Source organism: Mycobacterium senriense, assembly GCF_019668465.1.
GTDB lineage: Bacteria > Actinomycetota > Actinomycetes > Mycobacteriales > Mycobacteriaceae > Mycobacterium > Mycobacterium senriense.
Genome location: NZ_AP024828.1, coordinates 2,473,415 through 2,499,009 on the forward strand (window position 1 = coordinate 2,473,415; position 25,595 = coordinate 2,499,009).

The window sequence follows — 25,595 nt, forward strand, 5'->3', positions numbered from 1 at the left end:
GCCGCACCGCGCGGGCAAAGCCGTCGGCGTGGCCTCAAAGCCCAGTCCTTTAAGCTGGCACGTCGTGAGTGCCGACGATCTGGATATCCCCGAGCAGTACCGAATCCGCCGCGATAAGCGCGCTCGGCTGCTCGCCGAGGGGCACGACCCATACCCGGTCGCCGTCCAACGCACCCACACGCTGGCCCAGGTCCGTGCCGCCCATCCCGATCTGCCGGTCGACACCGCCACCGACGACCTCGTCGGCGTCGCCGGCCGGGTGATCTTCGCCCGCAACTCCGGCAAACTCTGCTTCGCCACCCTGCAGGAGGGTGATGGCACCAGCCTGCAGGTGATGATCAGCCTCGACAAGGTGGGCCGGGAATCCCTCGACGCGTGGAAGGCCGACGTCGACCTCGGCGACATCGTCTACGTGCACGGCAACGTGATCAGCTCGCGGCGCGGCGAATTGTCCGTGCTGGCCGACTCCTGGCAGATGGCGTCCAAGTCCCTGCGTCCGCTGCCCGTCGCGCACAAGGACATGAGCGAAGAGGCGCGGGTGCGGCAGCGCTATGTCGACCTGATCGTTAGGCCGCAGGCGCGCACCGTGGCCCGGCAGCGGATCGCCGTCGTCCGCGCCATCCGCAACGCATTGGAACGGCGCGGGTTTCTCGAAGTCGAAACCCCAATGTTGCAGACGCTGGCCGGTGGCGCGGCCGCGCGGCCGTTCAGCACACATTCCAATGCACTGGACATCGATCTCTACTTGAGGATCGCACCGGAACTGTTCCTCAAGCGGTGCGTCGTCGGTGGTTTCGACCGGGTTTTCGAACTAAATCGAGTGTTCCGAAACGAAGGTGCGGATTCCACCCATTCTCCGGAATTTTCCATGCTGGAGACCTACCAGGCGTACGGAACCTATGACGATTCGGCAGTAGTGACGCGTGAGCTTATTCAAGAGGTGGCCGACGAGGCGATCGGAACCCGACAACTACCACTGCCCGACGGCAGTGTCTACGACATAGACGGGGAATGGGCTTCGATACAAATGTACCCGTCACTGTCGTCGGCACTCGGTGAAGAGATCATCCCTGAGACGTCTGCCGAACAACTGCTCGCAATCGCCGATCGGCTCGGCGTCGAGATTCCCGCTGACCGGGGCTATGGTCACGGAAAAATCGTCGAGGAACTGTGGGAGCACACGGTGGGAAACTCGCTTGTCGCTCCCACGTTCGTAAGAGATTTTCCGGTCGAGACAACGCCTTTGACGCGTCAGCACCGCAGCATTGCGGGTGTCACCGAGAAGTGGGACCTGTATGTGCGTGGTGTCGAACTCGCCACCGGGTATTCCGAATTGAATGATCCCGTGGTGCAGCGCGAGAGGTTTGCCGCGCAAGCGCGTGCCGCCGCCGCGGGCGACGACGAAGCTATGGTGCTCGATGAGGATTTTCTTGCCGCACTCGAGTATGCGATGCCCCCATGCACCGGAACGGGAATGGGTATCGACAGGTTGTTGATGACATTGACCGGTCTGTCAATTCGAGAGACAGTTTTGTTCCCGATTGTTCGGCCGCAGTCGTAGTTGAAAGATTTCAACTGTGCGACTTCCGTACAGATTGAGTATGCTTCGCTGTTATGGCAGATTGGTGACCGGGGAGGTCCGACAATCTGCTCAGTAACCGCTCAGGACGAAATGCGAGGGTAAGCGAATGGCAAAAAAAGTGACCGTCACCTTGGTCGATGATTTCGACGGTGCCGGCGCGGCCGACGAAACGGTGGAATTCGGGCTTGACGGGGTGACGTACGAGATTGATCTTTCGTCCAAGAATGCCGCGAAACTGCGCGGGGATCTGAAGCAATGGGTGGAGGCCGGTCGCCGCGTCGGCGGCCGTCGCCGTGGGCGTTCCGGCACGGGCCGCGGCCGTGGCGCGATCGATCGTGAGCAGAGCGCGGCCATCCGCGAATGGGCCCGCCGTAACGGGCACAACGTGTCGACCCGTGGCCGCATCCCGGCCGACGTGATCGACGCATTCCACGCGGCCACCTAGCAGTCCTCAAACCGGCGTCCGGGCTCCAAGCCCGGGCGCCGGTTTGTCGTTTCGCTGGGCGCGAAACAATCGCCTGGCGGTTCGCGGAAACGAAATGGAAGTCCACGACGTTTCTTCAGTTATGGCGCGCAACGCCGCTGGCAGCGGCGGGTGAGATTTGCCCGGAAACACCGAGCGGGTCCGTAGCGAAGAAGGCACGACAAGGTTAGGCCCGCTGGCAAGCCGACCATTACAGTGGAGACAGGTACGCGATTCCGGCCACAGGGGACCGGCACTGGGCCGCCAACAGGTTTGTACCGATGTGAGGGAGAGCAGGTAACCCGATGTTTGAAAGATTTACCGACCGTGCCCGCAGGGTCGTCGTCCTGGCGCAAGAAGAGGCCCGGATGCTCAACCACAACTACATCGGCACCGAGCACATCCTGCTGGGTTTGATTCACGAGGGCGAAGGCGTCGCGGCGAAGTCGCTGGAGTCGCTGGGCATCTCGCTCGAGGGCGTTCGCAGCCAGGTCGAGGAGATCATCGGCCAGGGTCAGCAGGCCCCGTCGGGACACATTCCGTTCACGCCGCGCGCCAAGAAGGTCCTCGAGCTGAGCCTGCGCGAGGCGCTGCAGCTCGGCCACAACTACATCGGCACCGAGCACATTTTGCTGGGCCTGATCCGCGAGGGTGAGGGCGTGGCGGCGCAGGTGCTGGTGAAGCTGGGCGCCGAGCTGACCCGGGTGCGCCAGCAGGTGATCCAGCTGCTGAGCGGCTACCAGGGCAAGGAGGCCGCGGAGGCCGGCACCGGTGGCCGCGGCGGCGAATCCGGCAGCCCGTCCACCTCGCTGGTGCTCGACCAGTTCGGCCGCAACCTGACGGCTGCTGCGATGGAAGGCAAGCTCGACCCCGTCATCGGCCGCGAAAAGGAAATCGAGCGGGTGATGCAGGTGCTGAGCCGGCGCACCAAGAACAACCCGGTGCTGATCGGCGAGCCCGGCGTCGGTAAGACCGCCGTGGTCGAGGGCCTGGCGCAGGCCATCGTGCACGGTCAGGTCCCCGAGACGCTGAAGGACAAGCAGCTCTACACGCTGGACCTGGGTTCGCTGGTGGCGGGCAGCCGCTACCGCGGTGACTTCGAGGAGCGCCTGAAGAAGGTGCTCAAGGAGATCAACACGCGCGGCGACATCATCCTGTTCATCGACGAGCTGCACACCCTGGTCGGTGCGGGCGCCGCCGAGGGCGCGATCGACGCCGCGAGCATCCTCAAGCCCAAGCTGGCCCGCGGCGAGCTGCAGACCATCGGCGCCACCACGCTCGACGAGTACCGCAAGTACATCGAGAAGGACGCCGCCCTGGAGCGCCGCTTCCAGCCGGTGCAGGTGGGCGAGCCGACGGTGGAGCACACTATCGAGATCCTCAAGGGTCTGCGCGACCGCTACGAGGCGCACCACCGGGTGTCCATCACCGACGGGGCGATGGTGGCCGCGGCCACTTTGGCCGACCGCTACATCAACGACCGGTTCCTGCCCGACAAGGCGATCGACCTGATCGACGAGGCCGGCGCCCGGATGCGCATCCGGCGGATGACCGCGCCGCCAGACCTGCGCGAGTTCGACGAGAAGATCGCCGAGGCGCGCCGGGAGAAGGAATCGGCGATCGACGCCCAGGACTTCGAGAAGGCTGCCAGCCTGCGCGACCGCGAGAAGCAACTGGTGGGTCAGCGCGCCGAGCGCGAAAAGCAGTGGCGTTCAGGCGATCTCGACGTGGTTGCCGAGGTGGACGACAACGAGATCGCCGAGGTGCTGGGCAATTGGACCGGCATCCCGGTGTTCAAGCTGACCGAGGCCGAGACCACCCGGTTGCTGCGCATGGAGGACGAGCTGCACAAGCGGATCATCGGCCAGGAGGACGCCGTCAAGGCCGTCTCCAAGGCGATCCGCCGCACCCGCGCGGGGCTGAAAGACCCCAAGCGCCCGTCGGGTTCGTTCATCTTCGCCGGCCCGTCCGGTGTCGGTAAGACCGAACTGTCCAAGGCGCTGGCCAACTTCCTGTTCGGCGACGACGACGCGCTCATCCAGATCGACATGGGCGAGTTCCACGACCGGTTCACCGCGTCGCGGTTGTTCGGCGCCCCGCCGGGATACGTCGGCTACGAAGAGGGCGGCCAGCTCACCGAGAAGGTGCGGCGCAAGCCGTTCTCGGTGGTGCTGTTCGACGAGATCGAGAAGGCCCACCAGGAGATCTACAACAGCCTGTTGCAGGTCCTCGAGGACGGCCGGCTCACCGACGGTCAGGGCCGCACGGTCGACTTCAAGAACACCGTGCTGATCTTCACCTCCAACCTCGGCACCTCCGACATCTCCAAGCCGGTCGGCCTGGGCTTCACCCAGAGCGGCGGTGACAACAACTACGAGCGGATGAAGCAGAAGGTCAACGACGAGCTGAAGAAGCACTTCCGCCCGGAGTTCCTCAACCGCATCGACGACATCATCGTCTTCCACCAGCTGACACGCGACGAGATCATCCAGATGGTCGACCTGATGATCGAGCGCGTCGGCAAGCAGCTCAAGACCAAAGACATGGCGATGGAGCTGACCGACAAGGCCAAGGCACTGCTGGCCAAGCGTGGCTTCGACCCGGTGCTGGGTGCCCGTCCGCTGCGGCGCACGATCCAGCGCGAGATCGAGGACCAGCTGTCCGAGAAGATCCTCTTCGAGGAGGTCGGTCCGGGGCAGGTCGTCACGGTCGACGTCGACAACTGGGACGGCGAAAGCTCCGGCGAGGACGCGAAGTTCACCTTCACGGGAACCCGCAAGCCGCCGGCCGAGCCCGACCTGGCGAAGGCCGGAGCGCACAGCGCCGGCGAGCCGGGGCCGGACGCGCAGTAGCGACCAACGGAAAACGGGCGGTAGTCGATCTCGGACTACCGCCCGTTTTCGCTGCCCCCTAGACTGACCGTTGTCATCGACGTGTAACGGAATCTGGTGAAAGTCCAGAACGGTCGCGCCACTGTCCAAAGTCAGACCCGAGACTCGTCATACCCACGGGGACGCGTTATCCCCAGAAGGAGTCGATTGTGTCCCACCCGCAGCTAACCGGCAGTCGCAGCCGATCCGTTGACCTGTCCGCGGCACGTACCGCGCTCTGGTTCGCCGCGACCGTCTTCCTCGCGTTGCTGGCGCTGTACTTCGTCGGCGTCGACCAGGGGGCGGTCTCGCTGTTCGGAAGTGACTCGCACGTGCACGAATTCGTGCACGACGCGCGGCACCTCCTCGGCTTCCCCTGCCACTGACCCGGCCTCGTGGAGAGACGCCTGATCGGGGGCGGTCTTCTGGCGGGTGCCATCGGCGCGGTGCTGGCGTTCGTCTTCGCCCGCCTGTGCGCCGAGCCCGTCATCGGCCGCGCAATCGCTTTTGAAGACGGCCGCACCGACGCCGAGAACGCGCATGGCGTGCACGAGCACGGCGCCGAGTTGTTCACCCGCGGCGTGCAGTCCGGCCCCGGGCTGGGATTCGGTGTGCTGATCTTCGGCCTCGCCATGGGGGCGCTGTTCGCCGTGTTGTTCAGCGTCGTCTATGCGCGGACGGAAACCGCTCAACCGCAAGCGCTTTCGCTGTTGTTGGCGGCTGGGTCCTTCGGCGCGGTGTACGTGGTGCCGTTCGTGAAGTATCCGCCGAACCCACCGGCGGTCGGACAGTCCGACACGATCGCGGCGCGCACCGGCTGGTACCTGGCGATGGTGCTGGTGTCGGTGGTGCTGGTTATCGGCGCGGTATGGCTGGCGCGTCGCCTGGCCGACCGGTTCGGCGCGTGGAACGCAAGGCTGCTCGCGGCGGGTGCGTATCTGGTGGCGATCATCGTGGCCGCGGTGCTGCTGCCGAGCGTGGACGAGACACCCGAACCGCTGCGCGACGCCGCCGGGACGATCGTCTATCCGGGCTTTCCCGCCGACGTCCTCTACGAATTCAGGTTGCTGTCGCTGGCCACCCAGCTGGTGCTGTGGACGGGCATCGGCCTGGTCTTCGCGACGATCAGCGGGCGGCTGCTTTCGGTTCGGGAGCCGGGCGGGCAGGCGTCGAGCATCGCGGCGTGACCGAGGTCGCCCGGCTGACCCTGCTCTCGCATGGCATGACAGATGCCATGGCGGACGGCCGATTTCCCGCCGACGAACCGCTGAACGCGGTCGGCCGCCGCCAGGTTGAGGCGATGGACGGCGTCGCCGGTTCCGCACAGCGCCGGCTTTGCGGACCCGAGCAACGCACCCGGCAGACCGCGAAACTGCTTGGCCTGCAAGCCGAAAGCGAGCCACGGTTGGCCGACCTCGACTGCGGACGGTGGCGCGGCGAGTCGCTTGCGGTCCTGCCGCCCAACGAACTCGAGGCGTGGCTGGGTCAACCGGGTGCCGCGCCACACGGCGGCGAGTCGATCGCCGACCTGATCTCACGGGTTTCGCTTTGGCTGGAGTCGTTGACCGCCAACCCATTACGCACGGTGGCGGTGACGCACCCGGCGGTGATCCGCGCGGCGATCGTGGCGGCGCTGGACATCACCCCGGCGTCGTTTTGGCGGATCGACGTCGAGCCGGTCACCCGGGTCGTCCTGCACTTCCGGGGCGGCCGTTGGACGCTGCGCTTGTGAGCCTCAGCGCGGGGCGATCAGCGCGAAGGCCTGCTTGGCGATCTTCAGCATCCAGCTGGTCACCGTCGGGCCGTGATCGCGCGGCCAATTCAGCTGAAAGCTCACCACCCACGGCTGTTTCGTCTTGTCGACGGCATACCAGCTGAACGTCAGATCACCGGGCAGGCCACCGGCTTTCGCGCCGATATACGGCCACACGTTGCGGTCCAACTGGATGCCCGCGACCGCGGAGAGGATCTCGCGAACCGGTGCGGCCTTGCCGACCGCATCGGCCTGCAACGTGGCGTGGACGCGGCAAATGTCCTCGGCGTTGCCGTACCACTCCGCGCCGTAGGAGGATGCCGGCGAGTGCGCCCGCATCGGATCCGGGTCATAGGGCGTCGAGTTCGCCTGCTCCAGCAGCTGCCCGCGGACTTGCGGCGATCCGTGTTCCCATTGGTCGCGCAGGTCGGGCCTGCCCCAGCCGACCGAGAACAACTCGTACATGGTGGGGAACGGGGTCATGCTGGCCGGGTCGTGATGACCCGCGGTGGCCAGCGCTTCGGAGATGGCGTGCGTGCCCATTCTCCCGATCAGCAGGTCGGTCGCCATGTTGTCACTGGTGGCGATCATCTTCTCTGCGGCGGTGCGTACCGAAACGTGCGCTCCGGTAGGCAAAGCCAATCCCGACGAGCCGACGGCCCGGCTCTTGTCGGTGACGGTCAGCTGGTCATCCCAGGACACCGTCCCGTTCTTGACCGCGCCCGCCAGCGCATGCAACACGTACAGCTTGAAAATGGATGCCAGTGGCAAAGATTCGTGCGTGTTGGTGCCCGCCACGGGGTCGCAGTGCCCGTCGTCGACCTTGGCGACCTGATAGGAGTAGCGCGCACCGGTCTTGCCCAACACCGCGTCGATGTCGTGCCACGAGTTGATCCTGGGCGCCTGGGTGTCGAGGTCGAAATGATCGACATAACCGCCGTCGTCGGTGTGAATCCGGATGTCTTGCCGGGCACCGTAGGACGAGGTCAGGTGCAGGGTCGCGACGCTCGCGCCGAGGTCGACGCCGTTGAGCGCGAACGGACGGTCCCACCACAGCGCCTCCATGGTGGTTTCCACCGACTCGACCTTGTCGGGTGCGGCCAGGGTGCCGACCCCGACCGGGCCGATGGGCCAGTCCGAGTTGAGCATGTCCAACGTCTGCTGCGCCCGGATCCCGGGCGGGGTCCGAGTGTCGATCTGCCGTCCCGGATTGGCCGCGTTCGCCTGCGGGGAAGGGTTGGGGGCGCACCCGGGCGCCGATGTCACCACCAGTGCGGCCGCCGCGCTCAGCGTCAATGCGCGGCGCCAGGCCGACAGCCCGCTAGCCAGCCTGCTTGTTGCCGGCAACGTCCATCACAACCTCGAATTCCAGCAGCGAGGCCCCGGTCGCAACCGGCTTCGCCCGCTCACCGGAGTGCGCCTCGATCGCCGGCCCCTGCGCCCACGCCTGGAATGCCTCTTCGGACTCCCACTGGGTCACCACGAAGTAGCGGTTCTCACCCTTGATCGGGCGGAGCAGCTGAAAGCCGAGGAAGCCGGGCTGGTTGTCGACGGCATGCGCCCGGTGGGCGAACCGCTTCTCCAGCTCTGGGCCGGCGTCGGCGGGTACTTCGATTGCATTGATCTTCACCACTGGCGACATGCCGCTAGGCTACCCCGCCCATCCCCGTGCTCGAGCCGAGGGCGGTCCCCGCAAGATGGTGCTATGCCCAGCCAACTGCTGACTTGCCGCGGGGGAGACGGTGAGCCGCTGGTGCTGGTGCACGGCCTGATGGGGCGGGGGACCACCTGGCCGCGGCAACTGCCCTGGCTGACCCGGCTGGGCACCGTGTACACCTACGACGCCCCGTGGCACCGGGGTCGCGACGTCGACGATCCACACCCGATCAGCACCGAACGGTTCGTGGCCGACCTGGCCGACGCGGTGGGCTCGCTGGCGGTCCCGGCCAGGATGGTCGGGCATTCGATGGGGGCCCTGCACTCGTGGTGTTTGGCGGCCGAGCGGCCCGAACTGGTTTCCGCCCTGGTGCTCGAGGACATGGCGCCGGACTTCCGCGGCCGCACCACCGGCCCCTGGGAACCGTGGCTGCATGCCCTTCCGGTCGAATTCGATTCCGCCGAACAGGTTTTCGCCGAATTCGGGCCCGTCGCCGGCCAGTATTTTCTGGAGGCCTTCGACCGCACCGAAACCGGTTGGCGGCTGCACGGTCACACCGCGCGCTGGATCGACATCGCCGCCGAGTGGGGCACCCGGGACTACTGGGCGCAGTGGCGCGCGGTGCGCGCCCCCGCGCTGCTCATCGAGGCCGGCAATTCGGTGACCCCGCCCGGACAGATGCAGGAGATGGCCAAAACCCGTTCCGCGACAACATATTTGCGAGCTCCGAACGCCGGACACCTGATTCATGACGAGGCGCCCCGGCTGTACCGCGAGGCGGTCGAATCGTTTCTCGGGGCACCGCGCCCGTCGGCCTGACCGGCTACTCCTCGCCGGCCAGCGCGAACCGGCCGTCGCGCGTCTGCGTCACCAAGCCGTCGGCCAGCAGCGAATACAGCGCGCGGTCGCGCTGCGCGGTATCGGTCAGCCAGGCCACGTCCAGCTCGGCGCGGGGCACCGGAGAGTCGTTGGCGCGCAACACATCCATCAGCCGACCGCGGACCTGGCGGTCGGTTCCGGCGTAGGTCTGAACGCGGCGGGCCGGGCCTTGCGCGGGCGGATGACCGGCGTCCCGCCAGGCGCACCGGTCCAGCGGGCACAGCCCGCAACGCGGCGCACGCGCCGTGCATACCGTCGCCCCCAGTTCCATCAGCGCGACGGAGAACTTCGGTGCCGTTGCGTCGGCGGGCAGCAGCGCCGACACGTCGGCGTGGTCGCGCGTCGCCGACGGCGCGCCCGCGTCGGCCAGCCCGTGCACCACGCGCGCCACCACCCGGCGCACGTTGGTGTCCACCACCGGTACCGATTGGCCGTAGGCGAAGCAGGCGATGGCGCGGGCGGTGTAGCTGCCGACACCGGGCAGCGTCAGCAGGGTGTCGACGTCGTCGGGCACGACGTCGCCGTGATCGCGCGCGATCACGACCGCGCACTCGTGTAACCGCTTGGCCCGCCGCGGATAACCCAGCTTGCCCCAGGCGCGCAGCACGTCGGCGGTACTGGCCGCGGCCGTGGCCGATGGGGTGGGCCAGCGCTGGACCCAGTCGGTCCAGATCGGCAGCACCCGGGAGACCGGCGTCTGCTGCAGCATGAATTCGCTGACCAGGATCTGCCAGGCGCTCACTCCGGGCTCCCGCCACGGCAGATCGCGACTCGACCGGTCGTACCAGTCGAGAAGTTTGTTCGCGGAGACGATCATCCGCGCGTGCGGCATGATGTCAGCCATGCCTAACACCAGTCCGGTAACCGCGTGGAAGTCACTCAAAGAGGGTAACGAGCGATTCGTCGCCGGTAAGCCACAGCATCCCAGCCAAAGTGTTGAGCATCGGGCGAGCCTGGCCGCGGGTCAGAGCCCCACCGCGGTCGTGTTCGGCTGCGCCGACAGCCGGGTGGCCGCCGAGCTCATCTTCGATCAGGGCCTGGGCGACATGTTCGTGGTGCGCACCGCCGGGCAGGCCATCGATTCGGCGGTGCTGGGCTCCATCGAATTCGCCGTCGCGGTCCTCAATGTGCCGCTCATCGTCGTGTTGGGGCATGACAGCTGCGGCGCCGTCAAGGCGGCCCTGGCCGCGATCGACGACGGCACGATACCGGGCGGTTTCGTGCGTGATGTGGTGGAACGCGTGGCCCCATCGATCCTGATGGGCCGGCGCGAGGGCCTGAGCCGCGTGGACGAGTTCGAGAAGCGACACGTCTGCGAAACCGTTGCGCAACTGACGTCTCGCTCGGCGATCATCGCCGAGCGGGTGGCGGCGGGCACCGTCGCGGTGGCCGGAGTCACCTACCACCTTGCGGACGGGCGGGCGGAGTTGTGCGACCACGCCGGCGACATAGGGGAATAGCCCCGGATAGGGCACCTACGGGGCCGAGTTCCGCAGCGCCACTACACGCCGGTTGCCCAGCAAACCTGGCGACACGCCGGGGCGGGTCAGCCGAATCGATGTGACCTGGGCCTACGCTGCGAACGTGCTCGATCTGGAACCGCGTGGCCCGCTACCCACCGAGATCTATTGGCGGCGCAGAGGCCTGGCCATTGGTATCGCGGTCGTCGTGATCGGGATCGTGGCCGCCATCGTCATCGCCTTCATGGGGCAGAACGCGGGAGCCAAGCCCGCCCATGCCGATAAAGCCAGTGCCGCTCAGAACAAGCCGGGATCGCCTGCGCCCCAAGCCCCCCCACCGCCGGGACCCGAGGGTCCCGCTCCGGCGGCACCGCCGGCGCAGGGCCAAAACCCCGAAACCCCCACACCCACCGCCGCGGTCCAGCCGCCGCCGGTGCTGAAGGAGGGCGACGACTGCCCCGATTCGACGCTGGCGGTCAAGGGTCTGACCAACGCGCCCCAGTACTTCATCGGTGATCAGCCGAAGTTCACCATGGTCGTCACCAACATCGGCCTGGTGGCCTGCAAGCGCGACGTCGGCGCCGCGGTGCTGGCGGCCTACGTTTACTCACTGGACAACAAGCGGCTGTGGTCGAACCTGGACTGCGCCCCGTCCAACGAGACGCTGATCAAAACCTTCACGCCGGGCGAGCAGGTGACCACCGCGGTCACGTGGACGGGCATGGGCTCGGCTCCGCACTGCCCGCTGCCGCGTCCGGCTATCGGGCCGGGCACCTACAACCTCGTGGTGCAGCTGGGCAATCTGCGCTCGATGCCGGTTCCGTTCATCATGAACCAGCCGCCGCCGCCACCGGGTCCGGTGCCCGGGCCGGGTCAGCCCGGCGCCGTGCCCCAGCCGGAGGCGCCGCCGGTGCCCCCGCAGCCGGCCGGCTGAGGCTGAACGCGATTCAGCGCAAGATCTAGCTCAACGAGTCGGTGATCGTCGACTCCGCCAGCTGCGACAGTCCCTCCCGCACGTGGCGGGCCCACATCGCGCCGATGCCGTCGACGGATTGCAGGTCGCTGGCGCTGGCCGCCAGCACGTTCTGCAGGGTCCCGAACGAGCGGACCAGTAAGTCGGCGTGGGCGAACTGCAGCCGCGGGATGCCGGCCAGCGCCCGGTAGCCGCGCGGGCTGACCGCCGAGTCCTGCGCCTCGCTGGTCGTCGGATACCCGAAAACCTTTGCCAGGATGGTGAAGTCGAGCAGCTCGGTATCCGAGAGCGCATCCAGCTCGTCCAGCGTGGCCGACATCTGCACCTCGGACAGCGGCTCCGGGCTGGCGTGATAGTCACGCACAATCAGCTCGCGGGCGTTGTCGTTGCCGCCCAGCAGCTCGTCGAGCTGCAGCCGCAGTTGGCGCCCGTCGGTGCCGAGTTCGACGGCGTCGTTGTCGATCACCTGGCCGATCCGACGGACCAGCTCGAGCCGCTGCACCACAGTCATGACGTCGCGCAGCGTCACGAAGTCTTCGATCTCGGCGCGCGACAGCTGCCTGCTGACCTCGTCGAGCCGGATCTTGTACCGCTCCAGGGTGGCGATGGCCTGGTTCGCCCGGGACAGGATGGTCGCCGAGTCTGCGACGACGTGGCGCTCGCCGCCCACGTAGACGGTCACGATGTTCATCGAGTGGCTGACCGAGATCACCGGGTAGCCGGTCTGGATCGCGGCCCGTTCCGCGGAGCGGTGCCGGGTCCCCGACTCGTCGGTGGCGATCGACGGATCCGGGACCAGCTGCACGTTGGCCCGCACGATGCGGCTGCCGTCGGTGGACAGCACGACGGCGCCGTCCATCTTCGCCAGCTCGCGCAGCCGGGTCGGCGCGTAGCGCACGTCCAGAGCGAAGCCGCCGTCGCAGATTGCCTCAACGGCCTCGTCGTTGCCCAGCACGATCAGGGCGCCGGTACGCCCACGCAGGATGCGTTCCAGGCCGTCGCGCAGCCCGGTGCCCGGGGCCAGGCGGCCGACAGTCTCACGCAGTGTCGGACGAGTCACAAAAGGTCATTCTTCAGGCCCGGCGCGCCACTCGTCCAGCCGCCGCGGGTTTGCGGGCGCGCCGCCGCGGTGGTCGGCGATGTCGATCATGTGCTCCAGCGCCGCGACGATGGTGGGTGCGCGCAGCGCCCGCATCCCGTTCGGCACGATCTCGCGCCGGGGATCGTCACCGTCCGGGATGAGCGCGATGCTGAAGCCCTGGCGCGCGGCTTCGGACAGGCGCCGCTCCATGCCGCTGACCCGCCGGAGGTCCCCGGCCAGTCCCACCTCGCCGATCATCACCGCCGTCGTGGGCAGCGGCAGGTCGGCCAGCGCCGAAGCGAGCGCGACCGCCACTGCCAGGTCCGACGACGGATCGGTCAATCGCATGCCGCCGACCGTGGACAGGTAGATGTCGTTGGCGCCGACGGGCAACTTGGCGTGCTTTTCCAGCACCGCGGTGATCATCGCGGCCCGGGAGTGGTCGATGCCGCTGACGGCGCGCCGCGGCGATCCGCCCGCCGGCGTGGCCAGCAGCGCCTGCACCTCGCCGATCAGCGGCCGTTTGCCGTCGAGCGTCACGGTGATCGCGGTGCCCGGGACCGGGGCCGGACGCTGATCCAGGAACAGGTTCGACGGGTCGGCGACGCCCTCGATCCCGTTGTCGTGCAACAGGAAACACCCGACCTCGTCGGCGGCCCCGAACCGGTTCTTGATCCCCCGGACCATGCGCAGCGAGCCGTTGCGGTCGCCTTCGAAGTGCAGCACCACGTCCACCAGATGCTCAAGGGAACGCGGCCCGGCGATGGCCCCGTCCTTGGTGACGTGCCCGACCAGGATCAGCGCGACCGCATTGGTTTTGGCCGCGGCGGTCAGCGCCGACGTCACCGCGCGCACCTGCGTGACGCCGCCGGCCACGCCGTCGGCCTCGGTGGTGGACATGGTCTGCACCGAGTCCACGATCACCAGCGCGGGCCTGACCGTGGCGATGTGCTCGAGCACGGTGTGCAGGTCGGATTCGGCGGCCAGATAAAGCTCATCGCTGCCGCAGCCGATGCGGTCGGCGCGCAGCCGGATCTGGCCCGCGGACTCCTCACCCGAGATGTACAGCGCCCGGCGGCCGGATTGCGCCCAGCGATGCGCGACCTCGAGCAGCAGCGTCGACTTGCCCACCCCCGGATCACCGGCCAGCAGCGTGACCGAACCGGGCACCACACCGCCGCCGAGCACGCGGTCGAGTTCGTTTACACCCGTCGTGCGGTGCTGGCTGGCGTTGGGCTCGATGGAGGTGATGGGCACGGCCGGCGATGCCGTGGCCGCGCCGCTACGCCGGCCGGCGACCGCACTGAGTAGCGGGACCTCGTCAACGGTGCCCCAGCTGCCGCACTCCATGCAGCGGCCCACCCACTTCGCGGTGATATGCCGGCATTCCGAACACCGATATTGAGAGCGCGCAGTTGCCACGCCAAGACGGTATCGAGCCGCTACGACAAGCCCGCGTCACGACAGGCGGTTACCCCGCCTGGTTTTGCTGGGGCGGCGCCAGGCCGGCCGAAATCGGCACGGCGACGGTGGCTTGCCCGGCCTTCTCGAAGTTGAAGGTGAAGTTGTAGGTGAGGCCGTTGGAGATCGGCTTGGCCAAACTGATGGTCGCCTTGGCCGCCGCGGTGTTGGAGCCGACCGGTCCGGGGGCCACCTTCTGACCTTCGGGCGTGCCGATGAACAGCGTCCCGCCGGCGGGCAGCCGAGGGTCGCCGCTGACCGTCACCGTGCCGATGTCGGTGGTGATGCCGACCAGCCGGTCTTCGGTGTTCGGCGACTGGTTCACGGCCACCAGCACCAGGTCCACGGTCCGGCCCGGCTTGAGGTAGTCGCCGGTTTGGCTGGCCTGGATCCGGATGTCGCGCAACGCCACGTTGTTGAACGTGACCTTGTTGCCGTTGATGGCGGGCTCCTGGACCGCCATCTGCGACACCTGGCCGGCTCCGCAACCGCTCAGCAGGGCGGCCAGAACGGCCATCACCCCGGCGAGGGCGAGCGTGGGAAGGCCGAGGCGGATCTTGAAGCGGTTCACTCTCTCAGGCCTCCTGCTGAGCCGGTCCGACTGATGCAACTATGCACAGTAGTAGGAACGTCCCGCGCACGATAGCGGGGGGCGCCAGACCAGCGCAGGAGCGCCCGAATAGGCCGCCGCCGGGCCGCTTCCGGGGCGTTGGTAATGTGCTGCACTGCACGACTTGATCCCCATGTCAACCCCTAATCTGCGCGTGTTGTGCCCCTGACCTGCATCGTTGCTTCGCGCGTAGCTAGGCGGCCGTGTTAGGATGAAGTAACGAAAGGGGCTCGAATCAGATGATCTTCAAGGTCGGCGACACCGTTGTTTACCCGCATCACGGTGCGGCGTTAGTCGAGGCGATCGAAACCCGGACGATCAAAGGGGAACAAAAAGAATATCTCGTCTTGAAGGTGGCGCAGGGAGACCTGACAGTTCGAGTTCCCGCCGATAACGCTGAGTACGTGGGTGTCCGCGACGTCGTCGGACAAGAAGGTTTGGACAAGGTTTTCCAGGTGCTGCGCGCGCCGCACACCGAAGAGCCGACGAACTGGTCGCGTCGCTACAAGGCCAATCTCGAAAAGCTTGCTTCCGGCGATGTCAACAAGGTCGCCGAGGTAGTCCGCGACCTGTGGCGTCGCGATCAGGAGCGCGGTCTGTCGGCCGGCGAGAAGCGGATGCTGGCCAAGGCCCGTCAGATTCTGGTCGGTGAATTGGCGTTGGCCGAGAGCACCGACGACGCCAAGGCGGAGACCATCCTCGACGAGGTTCTGGCCGCCGCTTCCTGAAGGGCCTGACACTTCGGTGGGCCAGGAGACGGGCACCCCAGGCAAAGTAGTCGCAGTCGTCCCCGCCGCAGGCTCGGGTGTACGGCTGGCCGCAGGAATTCCCAAGGCATTCTGCTTGGTTGACGGCCGCACGCTGCTGCAGCGCGCCGTCGCCGGTTTGTTGGATTCCGGGGTCGTCGATCACGTCGTGGTGGCGGTTCCCGCCGACCGCGTCGACGAGGCCAAGCAGGTGCTGGGCGGCCACGTCGGCGCCGGGCAGGCCACCGTCGTCGCCGGCGGGTCCGAACGCACCCAATCCGTCAACCTCGCCCTGGCGGCCCTGCCGACGGCGCCGCCTGAGTACGTGCTGGTGCACGACGCCGCACGGGCGCTGACGCCCCCGGCGCTGATCACCCGCGTGGTGGCGGCGCTGCGGGCCGGTCACGACGCCGTGGTGCCCGCGCTGCGGCTGCATGACACCATCAAGGCCGTGGACGCCAACGGGGTGGTCCTGGGGACGCCGGAGCGCGCCGGGCTGCGTGCCGTGCAGACCCCGCAGGGCTTCGCCACCGAACTGCTGTTGCGCGCCTACGGGGCCTACCAGGCCGGCGGCGGCGCCGGTTTCACCGACGACGCGTCGCTGGTCGAGCATGTCGGCGGCCAGGTCCAGGTCGTCGACGGCGATCCGCTGGCGTTCAAGATCACCACCCAGCTCGATCTGTTGCTGGCCGAGACCGTGGTGCGCCGGTGACCGCGCTACCCGCCCTGCCCAGGGTCGGGCTGGGCGTCGACGTGCACCCGATCGAACCCGGCCGGCCGTGCCGGCTGCTGGGTCTGCTTTTCACCGACGCCGACGGCTGTGCCGGCCATTCCGACGGCGACGTCGGGGCGCACGCGCTGTGCGACGCGGTGCTCTCGGCCGCCGGGCTGGGCGACCTGGGAGCGGTATTCGGGGTCGACGATCCGCGCTGGAAGGGCGTCAGCGGCGCCGACATGCTGCGCCATGTCGCGGATCTGGTGTCGCAGCACGGCTTCCGGGTCGGCAACGCCGCCGTGCAGGTCATCGCCAACCGGCCGAAGGTCGGTCCGCGTCGCGACGAGGCGCAGCTGGTGTTGTCGGAATTGCTCGGCGCGCCCGTCTCGGTGTCGGCGACGACGACCGACGGGTTGGGGCTGACCGGACGCGGCGAGGGTCTCGCCGCCATCGCCACCGCGCTGGTGGTCCCCACCGGGTAAGCCCGCGCAGCGCCGGGCGCCGGGGAACTACCCGGTAAGCTGGCACGTCGTGACCGATCACGCCCGCTTGCGGCTACACGACACGGCGGCCGGTGCCGTCCGTGATTTCGTTCCGCTGCGCGAGGGTCACGTCTCCATCTACCTGTGTGGCGCCACCGTGCAGGGCCTGCCGCACATCGGCCATGTCCGCAGCGGCGTGGCCTTCGACATCCTGCGTCGATGGCTGATCGCGCGCGGCTGTGACGTCGCGTTCATCCGCAACGTCACCGACATCGACGACAAGATCCTCAACAAGGCCGCCGCGGCGGGCCGGCCGTGGTGGGAGTGGGCGGCCACCTACGAGCGCGCCTTCAGCGCCGCCTACGACGCCCTGGACGTGCTGCCGCCGTCGGCCGAGCCGCGAGCCACCGGGCACATCACCCAGATGGTCGAATTAATGGGACGGCTGATCGAAACCGATCACGCCTACGCCGCCGGCGGTGACGTCTACTTCAACGTGCTCAGCTACCCCGAGTACGGGCAGCTGTCCGGCCACCGGATCGATGACGTCCATCAGGGTGAGGGCGTGGCCACCTGCAAGCGCGACGAGCGCGACTTCACGCTGTGGAAGGCCGCCAAGCCCGGGGAGCCGTCGTGGCCGACACCGTGGGGCCGTGGCCGCCCGGGCTGGCACCTGGAGTGCTCGGCGATGGCCCGCACGTATCTGGGACCGGAATTCGACATCCATTGCGGCGGCATGGATCTGGTCTTCCCGCACCATGAGAACGAGATCGCCCAGAGCCGCGCCGCCGGCGACGGCTTCGCCCGCTACTGGCTGCACAACGGCTGGGTGACGATGGGCGGCGAGAAGATGAGCAAGTCGCTGGGCAACGTGCTGGCCATACCGGCGTTGCTGCAGCGGGTGCGCGCCGCCGAACTGCGCTACTACCTGGGCAGCGCCCACTACCGGTCGATGCTGGAATTCTCCGACAACGCCCTGCAGGACGCCGTGAAAGCCTATGTCGGCGTTGAGGAATTCCTGCACCGGGTGCGGGTGCGGGTCGGTGGCGTCGAGCCCGGGCAGTGGACGCAGAAATTCGCCGGCGCGCTCAACGACGACCTCGCGGTACCCGCCGCGCTGGCCGAGGTTCACCAGGCGCGCGCCGAAGGCAACCGGGCGCTGGACTCCGGAGATCACGAAGGCGCGCTGCGACACGCCGGCGCCATCCGCGCGATGATGGGCATCCTGGGTTGCGACCCGCTGGACGAACGCTGGGAGACCCGCGACGAAACCTCGGCGGCGCTCGCGGCCGTCGACGTGCTGGTCCAGGCGGAGCTGGAGAACCGGCAGAAGGCGCGCGAGGAACGCAACTGGGCGCTCGCCGACGAGATCCGCGACCGGCTCAAGCACGCCGGCATCGAGGTCACCGACACCGCCGACGGGCCGCAGTGGTCGCTACTGGCCCACGAAGAAAAGCGCGACAAGTAGATGGCCGGAAACTCGCGCCGCCGTGGGGCGATCCGCAAGGAGGGCACCAAGAAGGGCCCGACCGTGGGTTCGGGGGGCCAGCGCCGCCGCGGCCTGGAAGGACGCGGCCCCACCCCGCCCGCGCATATGCGCCCGAACCATCCTGCGGCCAAGCGCGCCAAGGCCCAGAGCCGTCGGCCGGCGCGCGGCCCCCGAACCGACGAAGCCGAGACGGTGCTGGGCCGCAACCCGGTGCTCGAATGCCTGCGGGCGGGGGTGCCGGCCACCGCGCTATACGTGGCGCTGGGCACCGAGGCCGACGAACGGCTCACCGAATCCGTCACCCGGGCCGCCGATCTGGGGATTTCCATCCTCGAGGTACCGCGTACCGATCTGGACCGGATGACCAGCAACCACCTGCATCAGGGGATCTCGTTGCAGGTGCCGCCCTACAACTACGCCCACCCCGATGACCTGGTTGCCGCCGCGCTCGCCTCGCCGCCGGCGCTGCTGGTCGCGCTGGACAACATCTCCGATCCCCGCAACCTGGGCGCGATCGTCCGATCGGTGGCGGCATTCGGCGGCCACGGGGTGCTGATCCCGCAGCGCCGGTCGGCCTCGGTGACGGCGGTGGCCTGGCGCACCAGCGCGGGGGCCGCGGCCCGCATCCCGGTGGCGCGCGCCACGAATCTGAACAGGACACTGACGGATTGGGCCGGGCGCGGCCTGCGGGTGATCGGTCTGGACGCCGGCGGTGGCACCACGCTCGACGACGTCGACGGCACCGATCCGCTGGTGGTCGTCGTGGGCTCGGAAGGCAAGGGGCTGTCGCGGCTGGTGCGGCAGAACTGCGACGAAGTCGTGTCCATCCCGATGGCCGGAAACACCGAATCGCTGAACGCGTCGGTGGCCGCCGGCGTGGTACTCGCCGAAATCACCCGCCAGCGCAGGGGTTAATCCCGTTGCCCGGCCGGCCCGCGCGCCTTCGTGCCGCGGTGGCGGTGGTGCTGCTGGCCGTGGCGCTGTGGCCGGTCGGCGCTGCCCGGGCCCAGGCGACCGACTTCGACCTGCAGGCCCACCGCGGGGGGCGCGGGGAGACCACCGAGGAGTCCCTGCGCGGGTTCGCCAAGGCGCTCGAATTGGGCGTCAGCACATTGGAACTCGACGTCGTGCTGACCAAGGACGGGCAACCGCTGGTGTGGCATGATCCGACCATCCAGGCCGAAAAGTGCGCCGACACCGCGCCCGCGTTCGCCGGTGACCCGCAGTACCCGTACGTCGGCAAGCTCGTGCACGAACTCACCCTGGCGCAGGTCGAAACCCTGGACTGCGGCCGCCTGCTCGATGAGTTTCCCCGGGCAGAGGTGGTGCGGGGCAACAAGGTAGCGACGCTGCCGCAGGTTTTCGCGCTCACCGACTCCTATCGCGCCGACGGGATCCGCTACAACATCGAAACCAAGGTGGAGGCCGACCGGCCCGGCACATCGGCCGAGCCGCAGGAGTTCGTCGACGTGATCCTGGCCGCGGTCAGGTCCGCGGGCAAGGCCGATCGGGTGGAGATTCAGAGCTTCGACTGGCGCACCCTGCCGCTGGTGCGGCGCGCCGATCCGTCAATTCCGTTGGCGGCCCTGTACGACGGGCACACCTGGGTGCCGGACTCGCCCTGGCTGGCCGGCGAAAACCCCACGCTCATCGGCGATCCGTTGATCGGTGCGCGGATGGTGGGCGCCGGCATCGTCTCACCGGATTATCGACTGGTCACCGGCCAGGCGTACGTCGACCGCGCACATGCGTTGGGGCTCAAGGTGCTTCCGTGGACGGTCAATGACACCGCCGCCATGCGTCAGCAGATCGGATACGGGGTCGACGGCATCATCACCGACTATCCGACGCTGCTGCGCGGCGTGCTCGCCGAACTGGCGATGCCGTTGCCGCCGTCCTACCGGCGGGGCTAGCGGGCGATGCTGCCGGCCAGATCGCCGTTGTCCCGAGCAGGCTGCTCGTCGCCGCGTCGCGGTCGGCGAAGGTTCGCGCACGCGGCCCGCCACATCATGCCCGGGCGCAGCAGTCGGGAAGCGGGATCGATAAGTGCGGTGACCCTGACGAACCGATCGACCGCGACGGCGTCGTATTCGGTCGCAGTGAGTATGCGATCGATGTAGCCGTTGAGCAGCCGGGTGAGCAGCGGTGGCGTGCCCTCGATCTCGGGCAGGCACAGGTCCGGGTTCGCCGACAGCTCCCACGCCTGGCGGATCGGCACCGCGGCGGCCCGGAAGAATCGCCGCGCCAAATCCTCTGTGCCCTCCCACAAGCAGTCGCGCAGCGCCACCGCCTCCAGTGCGGCGACCGTCATGCCCTGGCCGTAGATCGGGTTGAAGCTGCAGATCGCGTCGCCCATCACCAGCAGGCCTTCCGGGAAGCGTTGCATCTTGTCGTAGCGGCGCCACTGGCTGGTCGGCTGACCGTGCCGGGTGGGATCGCCGATGGGTTCGGCGGCTCGGACCGCGGCCAGCAGATGGGCCGGGGCGCAGTCCTCGACGAACTCGCACATCGATGTCAGGTCGGGCTGCGGCCCGTGGCCCGCTATGCCGTACACGGTGAACATCCAGGTGTCGTTCTCCGAGCGCAACATGCCCACCCCGCGCGGACGCCCCGGCACCGCTCCGACGATGAAACCGAATTCGTGCAGTGCGTCCGGCGCCATCCGCAGGCGTTGGCTCACGTAGGTCAGCTGCACCGGCACATGAACCTCGGCCGGGCGCTGGTAGCCCAGGGCGGTCAGCCAGGCCGGGGTGCGCGCTCCGCGCCCGGTGGCATCGAGCACCAAATCCGCGCTCAGCGTAACGCCGTCGCGGGTGCGACGGTCGACCACCCGGACGCCGGTCACCCGTCGGCGATCCGATGTCGTGGTCAAGTCCACGATGTCGTGCTCGTCGAGCAGCGTGACGCCGGGGATCCGGCGCAGTCGCGCTCGGACATGCTCCTCGAGGAACGGCCGGGTGGCCAGATAGGCGGCGAACGAAGGGGCGCCCCCCGAACGCACCATCAGGTGGTCGCCCAAGCTGTAGTACAGCTGCGAGAGATCACGGCCGTCGAGGTGATGCGCGCCGTCGACGACCATCGCATCGAGGACGCCGGGGAACAATTGCTCGAGCACCAGGGCGCCGCGAGGCAGCAGGCCGTGCAGGTGGCGACCCTGCGGCACACCGCGACGAGCGCAGGCCGTTTCGGGAGGGATGTCGGGCAGTGGATCGCGCTCCACCACCGTGACCGTGCCGAAGAACTCGCTGAGCGATCGCGCGGCCACCAGGCCGGCCATGCTCGCTCCCAAGACCACCGCGTGATCGCCGATCATTGCCATAGCCCACCGCCTGTGCTGAGCGCGTACCCGACGAAAACCATGCTCATGGCCGGAAACGGGGGCCGACAGCGTAGCCGACTACGCCATTGCCACGGGGCGGCTACTCGCGATGCCAGCGAACGCCGCCAAAGCGGCTCCGCGCGATGCGCGCGGCCCGTTATAGTCGCCGAATGATCGGCACCGAGCCGCTGGCCGGGCGCGCCAGCGAATTGGGAATCATTCGCCGCGCCCTGAGTGCGGGCGGCAACCACACGGGCGTGGTGATCGCCGGAGCCCCCGGAGTGGGCAAGACCCGGCTCGCCCACGAGGCACTGCGGCGCGCCGAGGCGTCCGGGGAGCGGACCAGGTGGATCGTCGGCACCGACTCGGCGCAGGCGCTGCCACTGGGAGCGTTCATCGGGTCGATGACCGAGGCTCTGAACGAGGCGCAGTCGGATCCTTTGACCGATGTGCGACGGGTGATCAATTCGTTTGTCGCGCAACAGCGTCAACGCCGTGTGCTGATCGGGGTCGACGACGCGCACCTGTTGGACGGATTGTCCGCGATGGTCGTCCACCAGTTGGCGCAGTCGGGTGGGGTACGGCTGGTGGTCACCGTACGCATCGGCCTCGACGAACCGGACGCGGTGACGGCGCTGTGGAAAGACGGGTTGTTGGAAAGGCTTGATCTCAAACCATTTTCGGCTGCGGCGACACGCGAGGTCATCGAGAGCAAGCTGGGCGGTCCGGTCGATGCGCTCAGCGCAGCGCGGTTCCAGAGGCTGACCGGTGGCAACGCACTGTTCCTGCGGCAGCTGCTGGCGGATCAGGTGGCCGCCGGGCGGATGCGCAAGACGGCCGGGGTATGGATGTGGGACGGCGACGTCGCGGTCTCGGCGAGCCTGTCCGAAACGGTGGGCCGTCAGATGGGGCGGCTCAGCCCGGAAGTGGCGATGGTGATCGACACGTTGTCGCAGTGTGAGCCGCTGGCCGTCGACGTGCTGTGCGACGTGGCGCGGCGCAGCGACCTGGCGGCAGCCGAGCGGATGGGCCTGGTGAGCATCGAACGCACCGGCGCCGGCTTGACGGCCAGACTCGCCCACCCGCTGTTCGGTGAGCTGCGCCGCGCGAGCGCCGGCGAGCTGTATCTGTCGGAGATCCGCGGCAGGCTGGCGGCGCGGCTGGGCGACGACGGTGACGCCGACATGCAGGCCACGGTCCGGCGCGCGTTGCTGCGCCTCGAGTCGAACCTCGATCCCGACCCCGGGCTGTACCTGGAATCGGCGCGCCATGCGATGACCCTGCTGGATCTGGATCTGGCCGACCGATTCGCCACCGCCGCAACGGAAGCCGGTGCGCCCGGGGCGGCGGGGGTGCGGGCCATGAACCTGGCGCTGCAGGGACGCGGCGATCCGGCCGAGTCGGCGCTGCGCGCGATGGCCGGCAGCGACCTGCCCGACGGCCATCACTGGGCGACCGTGCGGGCGGCCAACCTGATGTGGAATCTCTTCGACCCCAACGCAGCGGCCGAGATCCTCGACGGGCTTGCCGCGCTTGACTCCGAGACTCCCGCCCAGCGAGCGGAGCGGTTGGCGGTGCAGGCCTGCCTGGATGCGGTGACGGCGCGCTGCGAAACCGCGGCCGCGAATGCCCGGGCCGCCTTGGGTTTTCTCGACCTGCCCGGCTTCCATACGATGATGGCCTCGCTCGCGCTGATCATGGCGATGGGGGCGCTGGGTCAGGTCGATGAGCTCGCCGGCGTGGCCGAGCAGACGCTGCGGCGTGCGACGACGTCGTTTCAGGCATCGCATATGCGGTTCTGGTTCGGCGCGGTCTACGGTCGCGCCTGCCGGTTGACCGGTCGGATCGATGAATTCGTCAGCACGGCAAGGCAACTGGCCGAATCGTCCCGCGATATTCCTGGCCTTGCGTATGCGAACCTGGCCCTATTGTCCGGCACCGCCGAGCTGGCTCGCGGCGCCGTCGCCGAGGCGGCCCGGCTGGTGCACGAGGCGGCGGCCGGGGTGCAAACACACTATGTGACAACGGGTTTGCGGCCGGCGAGCTATTTCGCACTGGCCGAGGCGCACGCCAAGCTCGGGCAGGCCGACGATGCGAACGACGCGGTCGCCGCGGCGCGGTCATGCGTGCCGGCCGACTTTCGGTTCATGCACACCGGCCTGTCCCTGGCCGAGGGGTGGGCGATGGCGGCGAGCGGACGGCTGGACGAGGCCGTAGCATGCGCAACGGACGCGGTGCGACTGGCGCGCGACCGTGGCCAGCCCACCCACGAGCTGGCCTGCATCCAGGCGGCGGCGCAATGGGGTGACGCCACGCACGCGGCGCGGGCGCGGGAGCTGGCCGGCGCGTTGTCGCTGCCGCTGGCCGAGGCCGTCGCATCGCATGCGGAGGCGCTGTCGGCCCGCGATGGGGAGGGCCTGCTGGCGGCCTCGGCGGCGTACCGGGGGATCGGTGATCGGGTCGCGGCCGCCGACGCGGCCGCGCAGGCCTCGGTGGTGTTCGACGAACACCAACACCGTCGCCGCGGAATGTACGCCGCGGCGCTGGCCAGGGAACTGGCCGACGAGTGCGGTGGCCTGCACACGCCGGCGCTGCACACCCCGACGGGCCTGAAGTTGTCCGGCCGACAGCGCGCCGTCGTCGAACTCGTGGTCGCCGGCCTGTCCAATCGCGAGATCGCGGAGAAGCTGGTGATGTCGGTGCGCACCGTGGAAGGCCACGTGTACCGGGCCTGCCAGCGGGTGGGGGCCCAGTCGCGCGAGGAACTGGCGTCGATCATCCGATCGGGCCCCTGCGGCTCGACCCCGCCCTAGAGACCCAGCAGCCGCGCCGACGCCCACAGCGCGAGCACCGCCACCGCCACCGAGGCGGGCACCGTGCACACGCCGAGGCGGGTGTATTCGCCGACACCGGCGTCGACGTCGTGCTGGCGTAACACGCGCCGCCACAACAGGTTCGACAACGAACCGACATAGGTCAGGTTGGGGCCGATGTTCACCCCGATCAGCACGGCCAACACCGCCACCGGCCCGCTCGGCGCAACCAGCGGCAGCAGCACCAGCGTGGCGGGCAGGTTGTTGACGACGTTGGCCAGCACGGCGGCTATCGCGGCGATGGCGAGCAACGCCGGCAGGCCCGAACCCGACGGCAGCACCGCCGACATCGCCCGGTCCATCCCGTTGAGCATGACCGCCTGCACCACGACACCCAGCGCCAGCACGAACACCAGAAACGACACATTCACCGAGCGCACGATGTCGGACACCGAGGTGTGCCGGTGGCGCAGGCTGCGCACCGCGAGGACGACCGCCCCGCACAGCGCCACCCAGGCCGGCGCGATCCCCACGGACTGGGCCACCGCGAACCCGGCCAGCGTCAGCGCGACGACCACCAGCACGAAGACGGGCGGGCGCGGCGGCACGCCCAGCTCCTCCGGATCGGGCTGCACCCGCAGATCCTTGGCGAAGAACCACCGGAAGATCAGGTAGAGGACGGCCACCGCACCCAGCCAGGGCACCGCCATCACCAGAGTGAACTTGGTGAACGAGATGTTGGCGGTGTGGAAGGCCAGCAGGTTGGTCAGGTTCGACACCGGCAGCAACAGCGAGGCGCCGTTGGCCAGATGCGCGGTGGCGTAGGCGTACGGCCGCACCCGGGTGCGCTGTCGCCGCACGGCGGCCAGCACGACCGGGGTCAACAACACCACGGCGGCGTCCAGGCTCAGCACCGCGGTGATCACCGACGCGATGACGAACACCCGCCTCAGTAGGCCGCCCGACCCGACCCGTCCCCGCGTGATCGCCGCGCCCGCGGCCTCGAACAGGCCCTCGTCGTCGCACAGCTTGGCCAGCACCAGCACCGCACCCAGGAACGCGACCACCCCGGACAGGTCGGCGATCTGTTTCGCCGCCTGGTGCATCGAGATCGCGCCGACCGCGACCAGGATCAGGGCCGCCGGGACGGCCGCCAGCGCCTCGGGCCAGCCCCCGGGGCGCGCGACGGCGAACGCCAGGACAACAGCAAGCAGCAACAGCGCAAGCGTCAGGGCCAACGTC

The 25,595-nt window shown here is 68.6% G+C and carries 24 protein-coding genes; 16 read left to right on the forward strand and 8 right to left on the reverse strand.

The window, feature by feature from the left end:
- Nucleotides 1-64 precede the first annotated feature (64 nt).
- The 6 genes from lysS to MTY59_RS11805 all read left to right on the forward strand — a co-directional run bounded on the left by lysS (nucleotide 65) and on the right by MTY59_RS11805 (nucleotide 6,647).
- Nucleotides 65-1,561, forward strand: coding sequence for a lysine--tRNA ligase (gene lysS / locus MTY59_RS11780; protein ID WP_221045791.1), 1,497 nt, complete (start codon nucleotides 65-67; stop codon nucleotides 1,559-1,561).
- 127 nt (nucleotides 1,562-1,688) lie between these two features.
- Nucleotides 1,689-2,027 (forward strand): histone-like nucleoid-structuring protein Lsr2, encoded by a 339-nt coding sequence (gene lsr2, locus MTY59_RS11785; protein ID WP_007772320.1) that lies wholly within the window; start codon nucleotides 1,689-1,691, stop codon nucleotides 2,025-2,027.
- 323 nt (nucleotides 2,028-2,350) lie between these two features.
- Entirely contained in the window at nucleotides 2,351-4,897 is a 2,547-nt protein-coding gene (gene clpC1 / locus MTY59_RS11790) for an ATP-dependent protease ATP-binding subunit ClpC (RefSeq protein ID WP_221045792.1), read from the forward strand.
- 188 nt (nucleotides 4,898-5,085) lie between these two features.
- Nucleotides 5,086-5,301 (forward strand): CbtB domain-containing protein, encoded by a 216-nt coding sequence (locus tag MTY59_RS11795; protein WP_221045793.1) that lies wholly within the window; start codon nucleotides 5,086-5,088, stop codon nucleotides 5,299-5,301.
- Between the two features lie 9 nt (nucleotides 5,302-5,310).
- Complete coding sequence (locus tag MTY59_RS11800; protein WP_221045794.1) at nucleotides 5,311-6,102, forward strand: CbtA family protein; 792 nt, start codon at nucleotides 5,311-5,313, stop codon at nucleotides 6,100-6,102.
- A complete protein-coding gene (locus MTY59_RS11805; protein WP_221045795.1) occupies nucleotides 6,099-6,647 on the forward strand; it encodes a histidine phosphatase family protein in 549 nt (182 codons plus the stop codon). Before MTY59_RS11800 ends, MTY59_RS11805 begins: the two co-directional genes overlap by 4 nt.
- Before the next feature lie 3 nt (nucleotides 6,648-6,650).
- Here MTY59_RS11805 and MTY59_RS11810 read toward each other — a convergent pair whose 3' ends face one another.
- Together MTY59_RS11810 and mhuD are read right to left on the reverse strand one after the other, a co-directional pair.
- Nucleotides 6,651-8,015, reverse strand: coding sequence for a serine hydrolase (locus tag MTY59_RS11810; protein WP_221045796.1), 1,365 nt, complete (start codon nucleotides 8,013-8,015; stop codon nucleotides 6,651-6,653).
- Nucleotides 7,990-8,310, reverse strand: a complete 321-nt coding sequence (gene mhuD, locus MTY59_RS11815) for a mycobilin-forming heme oxygenase MhuD (RefSeq protein WP_007772332.1) — start codon at nucleotides 8,308-8,310, stop codon at nucleotides 7,990-7,992. Before mhuD ends, MTY59_RS11810 begins: the two co-directional genes overlap by 26 nt.
- 63 nt (nucleotides 8,311-8,373) lie before the next feature.
- On the opposite strand from mhuD, the gene MTY59_RS11820 reads away from it, so the two are divergent.
- Nucleotides 8,374-9,144: an alpha/beta fold hydrolase gene (locus MTY59_RS11820; protein ID WP_221045797.1), complete on the forward strand. Its 771-nt coding sequence runs from the start codon at nucleotides 8,374-8,376 to the stop codon at nucleotides 9,142-9,144.
- 4 nt (nucleotides 9,145-9,148) lie between these two features.
- On the opposite strand, the gene MTY59_RS11825 is transcribed toward MTY59_RS11820, so the two are convergent.
- A complete protein-coding gene (locus MTY59_RS11825) occupies nucleotides 9,149-10,048 on the reverse strand; it encodes an HhH-GPD family protein (protein ID WP_284145694.1) in 900 nt (299 codons plus the stop codon).
- On the opposite strand from MTY59_RS11825, the gene MTY59_RS11830 reads away from it, so the two are divergent.
- Together MTY59_RS11830 and MTY59_RS11835 are read left to right on the forward strand one after the other, a co-directional pair.
- Nucleotides 10,047-10,664: a carbonic anhydrase gene (locus MTY59_RS11830; RefSeq protein WP_065027970.1), complete on the forward strand. Its 618-nt coding sequence runs from the start codon at nucleotides 10,047-10,049 to the stop codon at nucleotides 10,662-10,664. The genes MTY59_RS11825 and MTY59_RS11830 overlap by 2 nt on opposite strands.
- A 124-nt stretch (nucleotides 10,665-10,788) precedes the next feature.
- Nucleotides 10,789-11,598 (forward strand): hypothetical protein, encoded by an 810-nt coding sequence (locus MTY59_RS11835; RefSeq protein ID WP_221045798.1) that lies wholly within the window; start codon nucleotides 10,789-10,791, stop codon nucleotides 11,596-11,598.
- Nucleotides 11,599-11,623: 25 nt separating this feature from the next.
- Here the strand turns inward: MTY59_RS11835 and disA are convergent, their stop codons facing one another.
- From disA to MTY59_RS11850, 3 genes are read right to left on the reverse strand one after another with little or no spacing between them, the layout of a single operon-like run.
- Nucleotides 11,624-12,697 carry a DNA integrity scanning diadenylate cyclase DisA gene (disA, locus tag MTY59_RS11840; protein ID WP_221045799.1) on the reverse strand — a complete coding sequence of 358 codons (1,074 nt, stop codon included), beginning with the start codon at nucleotides 12,695-12,697 and terminating at the stop codon, nucleotides 11,624-11,626.
- Nucleotides 12,698-12,703: 6 nt separating this feature from the next.
- A complete protein-coding gene (radA, locus tag MTY59_RS11845) occupies nucleotides 12,704-14,140 on the reverse strand; it encodes a DNA repair protein RadA (RefSeq protein WP_221045800.1) in 1,437 nt (478 codons plus the stop codon).
- A 49-nt stretch (nucleotides 14,141-14,189) separates the two neighbouring features.
- Nucleotides 14,190-14,750, reverse strand: a complete 561-nt coding sequence (locus MTY59_RS11850; RefSeq protein WP_221045801.1) for a copper chaperone PCu(A)C domain-containing protein — start codon at nucleotides 14,748-14,750, stop codon at nucleotides 14,190-14,192.
- Between the two features lie 278 nt (nucleotides 14,751-15,028).
- Here MTY59_RS11850 and carD point away from each other — a divergent pair, with 278 nt between their 5' ends.
- The 6 genes from carD to MTY59_RS11880 are packed head-to-tail and all read left to right on the forward strand — an operon-like array spanning nucleotide 15,029 to nucleotide 20,134.
- Nucleotides 15,029-15,517 (forward strand): RNA polymerase-binding transcription factor CarD, encoded by a 489-nt coding sequence (gene carD, locus MTY59_RS11855; protein ID WP_007166539.1) that lies wholly within the window; start codon nucleotides 15,029-15,031, stop codon nucleotides 15,515-15,517.
- A gap of 16 nt (nucleotides 15,518-15,533) precedes the next feature.
- Complete coding sequence (gene ispD, locus MTY59_RS11860; RefSeq protein WP_221045802.1) at nucleotides 15,534-16,247, forward strand: 2-C-methyl-D-erythritol 4-phosphate cytidylyltransferase; 714 nt, start codon at nucleotides 15,534-15,536, stop codon at nucleotides 16,245-16,247.
- Between the two features lie 14 nt (nucleotides 16,248-16,261).
- A complete protein-coding gene (gene ispF / locus MTY59_RS11865) occupies nucleotides 16,262-16,732 on the forward strand; it encodes a 2-C-methyl-D-erythritol 2,4-cyclodiphosphate synthase (protein WP_415822877.1) in 471 nt (156 codons plus the stop codon).
- A gap of 49 nt (nucleotides 16,733-16,781) precedes the next feature.
- Nucleotides 16,782-18,200, forward strand: a complete 1,419-nt coding sequence (gene cysS / locus MTY59_RS11870) for a cysteine--tRNA ligase (protein WP_221045804.1) — start codon at nucleotides 16,782-16,784, stop codon at nucleotides 18,198-18,200.
- Nucleotides 18,201-19,136: a 23S rRNA (guanosine(2251)-2'-O)-methyltransferase RlmB gene (gene rlmB / locus MTY59_RS11875; protein WP_221045805.1), complete on the forward strand. Its 936-nt coding sequence runs from the start codon at nucleotides 18,201-18,203 to the stop codon at nucleotides 19,134-19,136.
- A 44-nt stretch (nucleotides 19,137-19,180) separates the two neighbouring features.
- Nucleotides 19,181-20,134 (forward strand): glycerophosphodiester phosphodiesterase, encoded by a 954-nt coding sequence (locus tag MTY59_RS11880; protein WP_221046399.1) that lies wholly within the window; start codon nucleotides 19,181-19,183, stop codon nucleotides 20,132-20,134.
- On the opposite strand, the gene MTY59_RS11885 is transcribed toward MTY59_RS11880, so the two are convergent.
- Nucleotides 20,131-21,540, reverse strand: a complete 1,410-nt coding sequence (locus tag MTY59_RS11885; protein WP_221045806.1) for an FAD-dependent oxidoreductase — start codon at nucleotides 21,538-21,540, stop codon at nucleotides 20,131-20,133. The genes MTY59_RS11880 and MTY59_RS11885 overlap by 4 nt on opposite strands.
- 170 nt (nucleotides 21,541-21,710) lie before the next feature.
- Between MTY59_RS11885 and MTY59_RS11890 the strand changes: the two genes are divergently transcribed.
- Nucleotides 21,711-24,353, forward strand: coding sequence for a LuxR C-terminal-related transcriptional regulator (locus MTY59_RS11890; RefSeq protein ID WP_221045807.1), 2,643 nt, complete (start codon nucleotides 21,711-21,713; stop codon nucleotides 24,351-24,353).
- Here MTY59_RS11890 and MTY59_RS11895 read toward each other — a convergent pair.
- On the reverse strand, nucleotides 24,350-25,591 hold the full coding sequence (locus MTY59_RS11895; protein WP_221045808.1) for an SLC13 family permease: 1,242 nt from the start codon (nucleotides 25,589-25,591) through the stop codon (nucleotides 24,350-24,352). The genes MTY59_RS11890 and MTY59_RS11895 overlap by 4 nt on opposite strands.
- Nucleotides 25,592-25,595 lie beyond the last annotated feature (4 nt).

Coding starts and splice junctions, on each gene's coding strand:
- lsr2 (WP_007772320.1), top strand. CDS start 1,689: ATGGCAAAAAAAGTGACCGTCACCTTGGTCGATGATTTCGACGGTGCC.
- clpC1 (WP_221045792.1), top strand. CDS start 2,351: ATGTTTGAAAGATTTACCGACCGTGCCCGCAGGGTCGTCGTCCTGGCG.
- mhuD (WP_007772332.1), bottom strand. CDS start 8,310: ATGTCGCCAGTGGTGAAGATCAATGCAATCGAAGTACCCGCCGACGCC.
- MTY59_RS11820 (WP_221045797.1), top strand. CDS start 8,374: ATGCCCAGCCAACTGCTGACTTGCCGCGGGGGAGACGGTGAGCCGCTG.
- MTY59_RS11830 (WP_065027970.1), top strand. CDS start 10,047: ATGCCTAACACCAGTCCGGTAACCGCGTGGAAGTCACTCAAAGAGGGT.
- MTY59_RS11825 (WP_284145694.1), bottom strand. CDS start 10,048: ATGGCTGACATCATGCCGCACGCGCGGATGATCGTCTCCGCGAACAAA.
- carD (WP_007166539.1), top strand. CDS start 15,029: ATGATCTTCAAGGTCGGCGACACCGTTGTTTACCCGCATCACGGTGCG.
- rlmB (WP_221045805.1), top strand. CDS start 18,201: ATGGCCGGAAACTCGCGCCGCCGTGGGGCGATCCGCAAGGAGGGCACC.
- MTY59_RS11885 (WP_221045806.1), bottom strand. CDS start 21,540: ATGGCAATGATCGGCGATCACGCGGTGGTCTTGGGAGCGAGCATGGCC.
- MTY59_RS11890 (WP_221045807.1), top strand. CDS start 21,711: ATGATCGGCACCGAGCCGCTGGCCGGGCGCGCCAGCGAATTGGGAATC.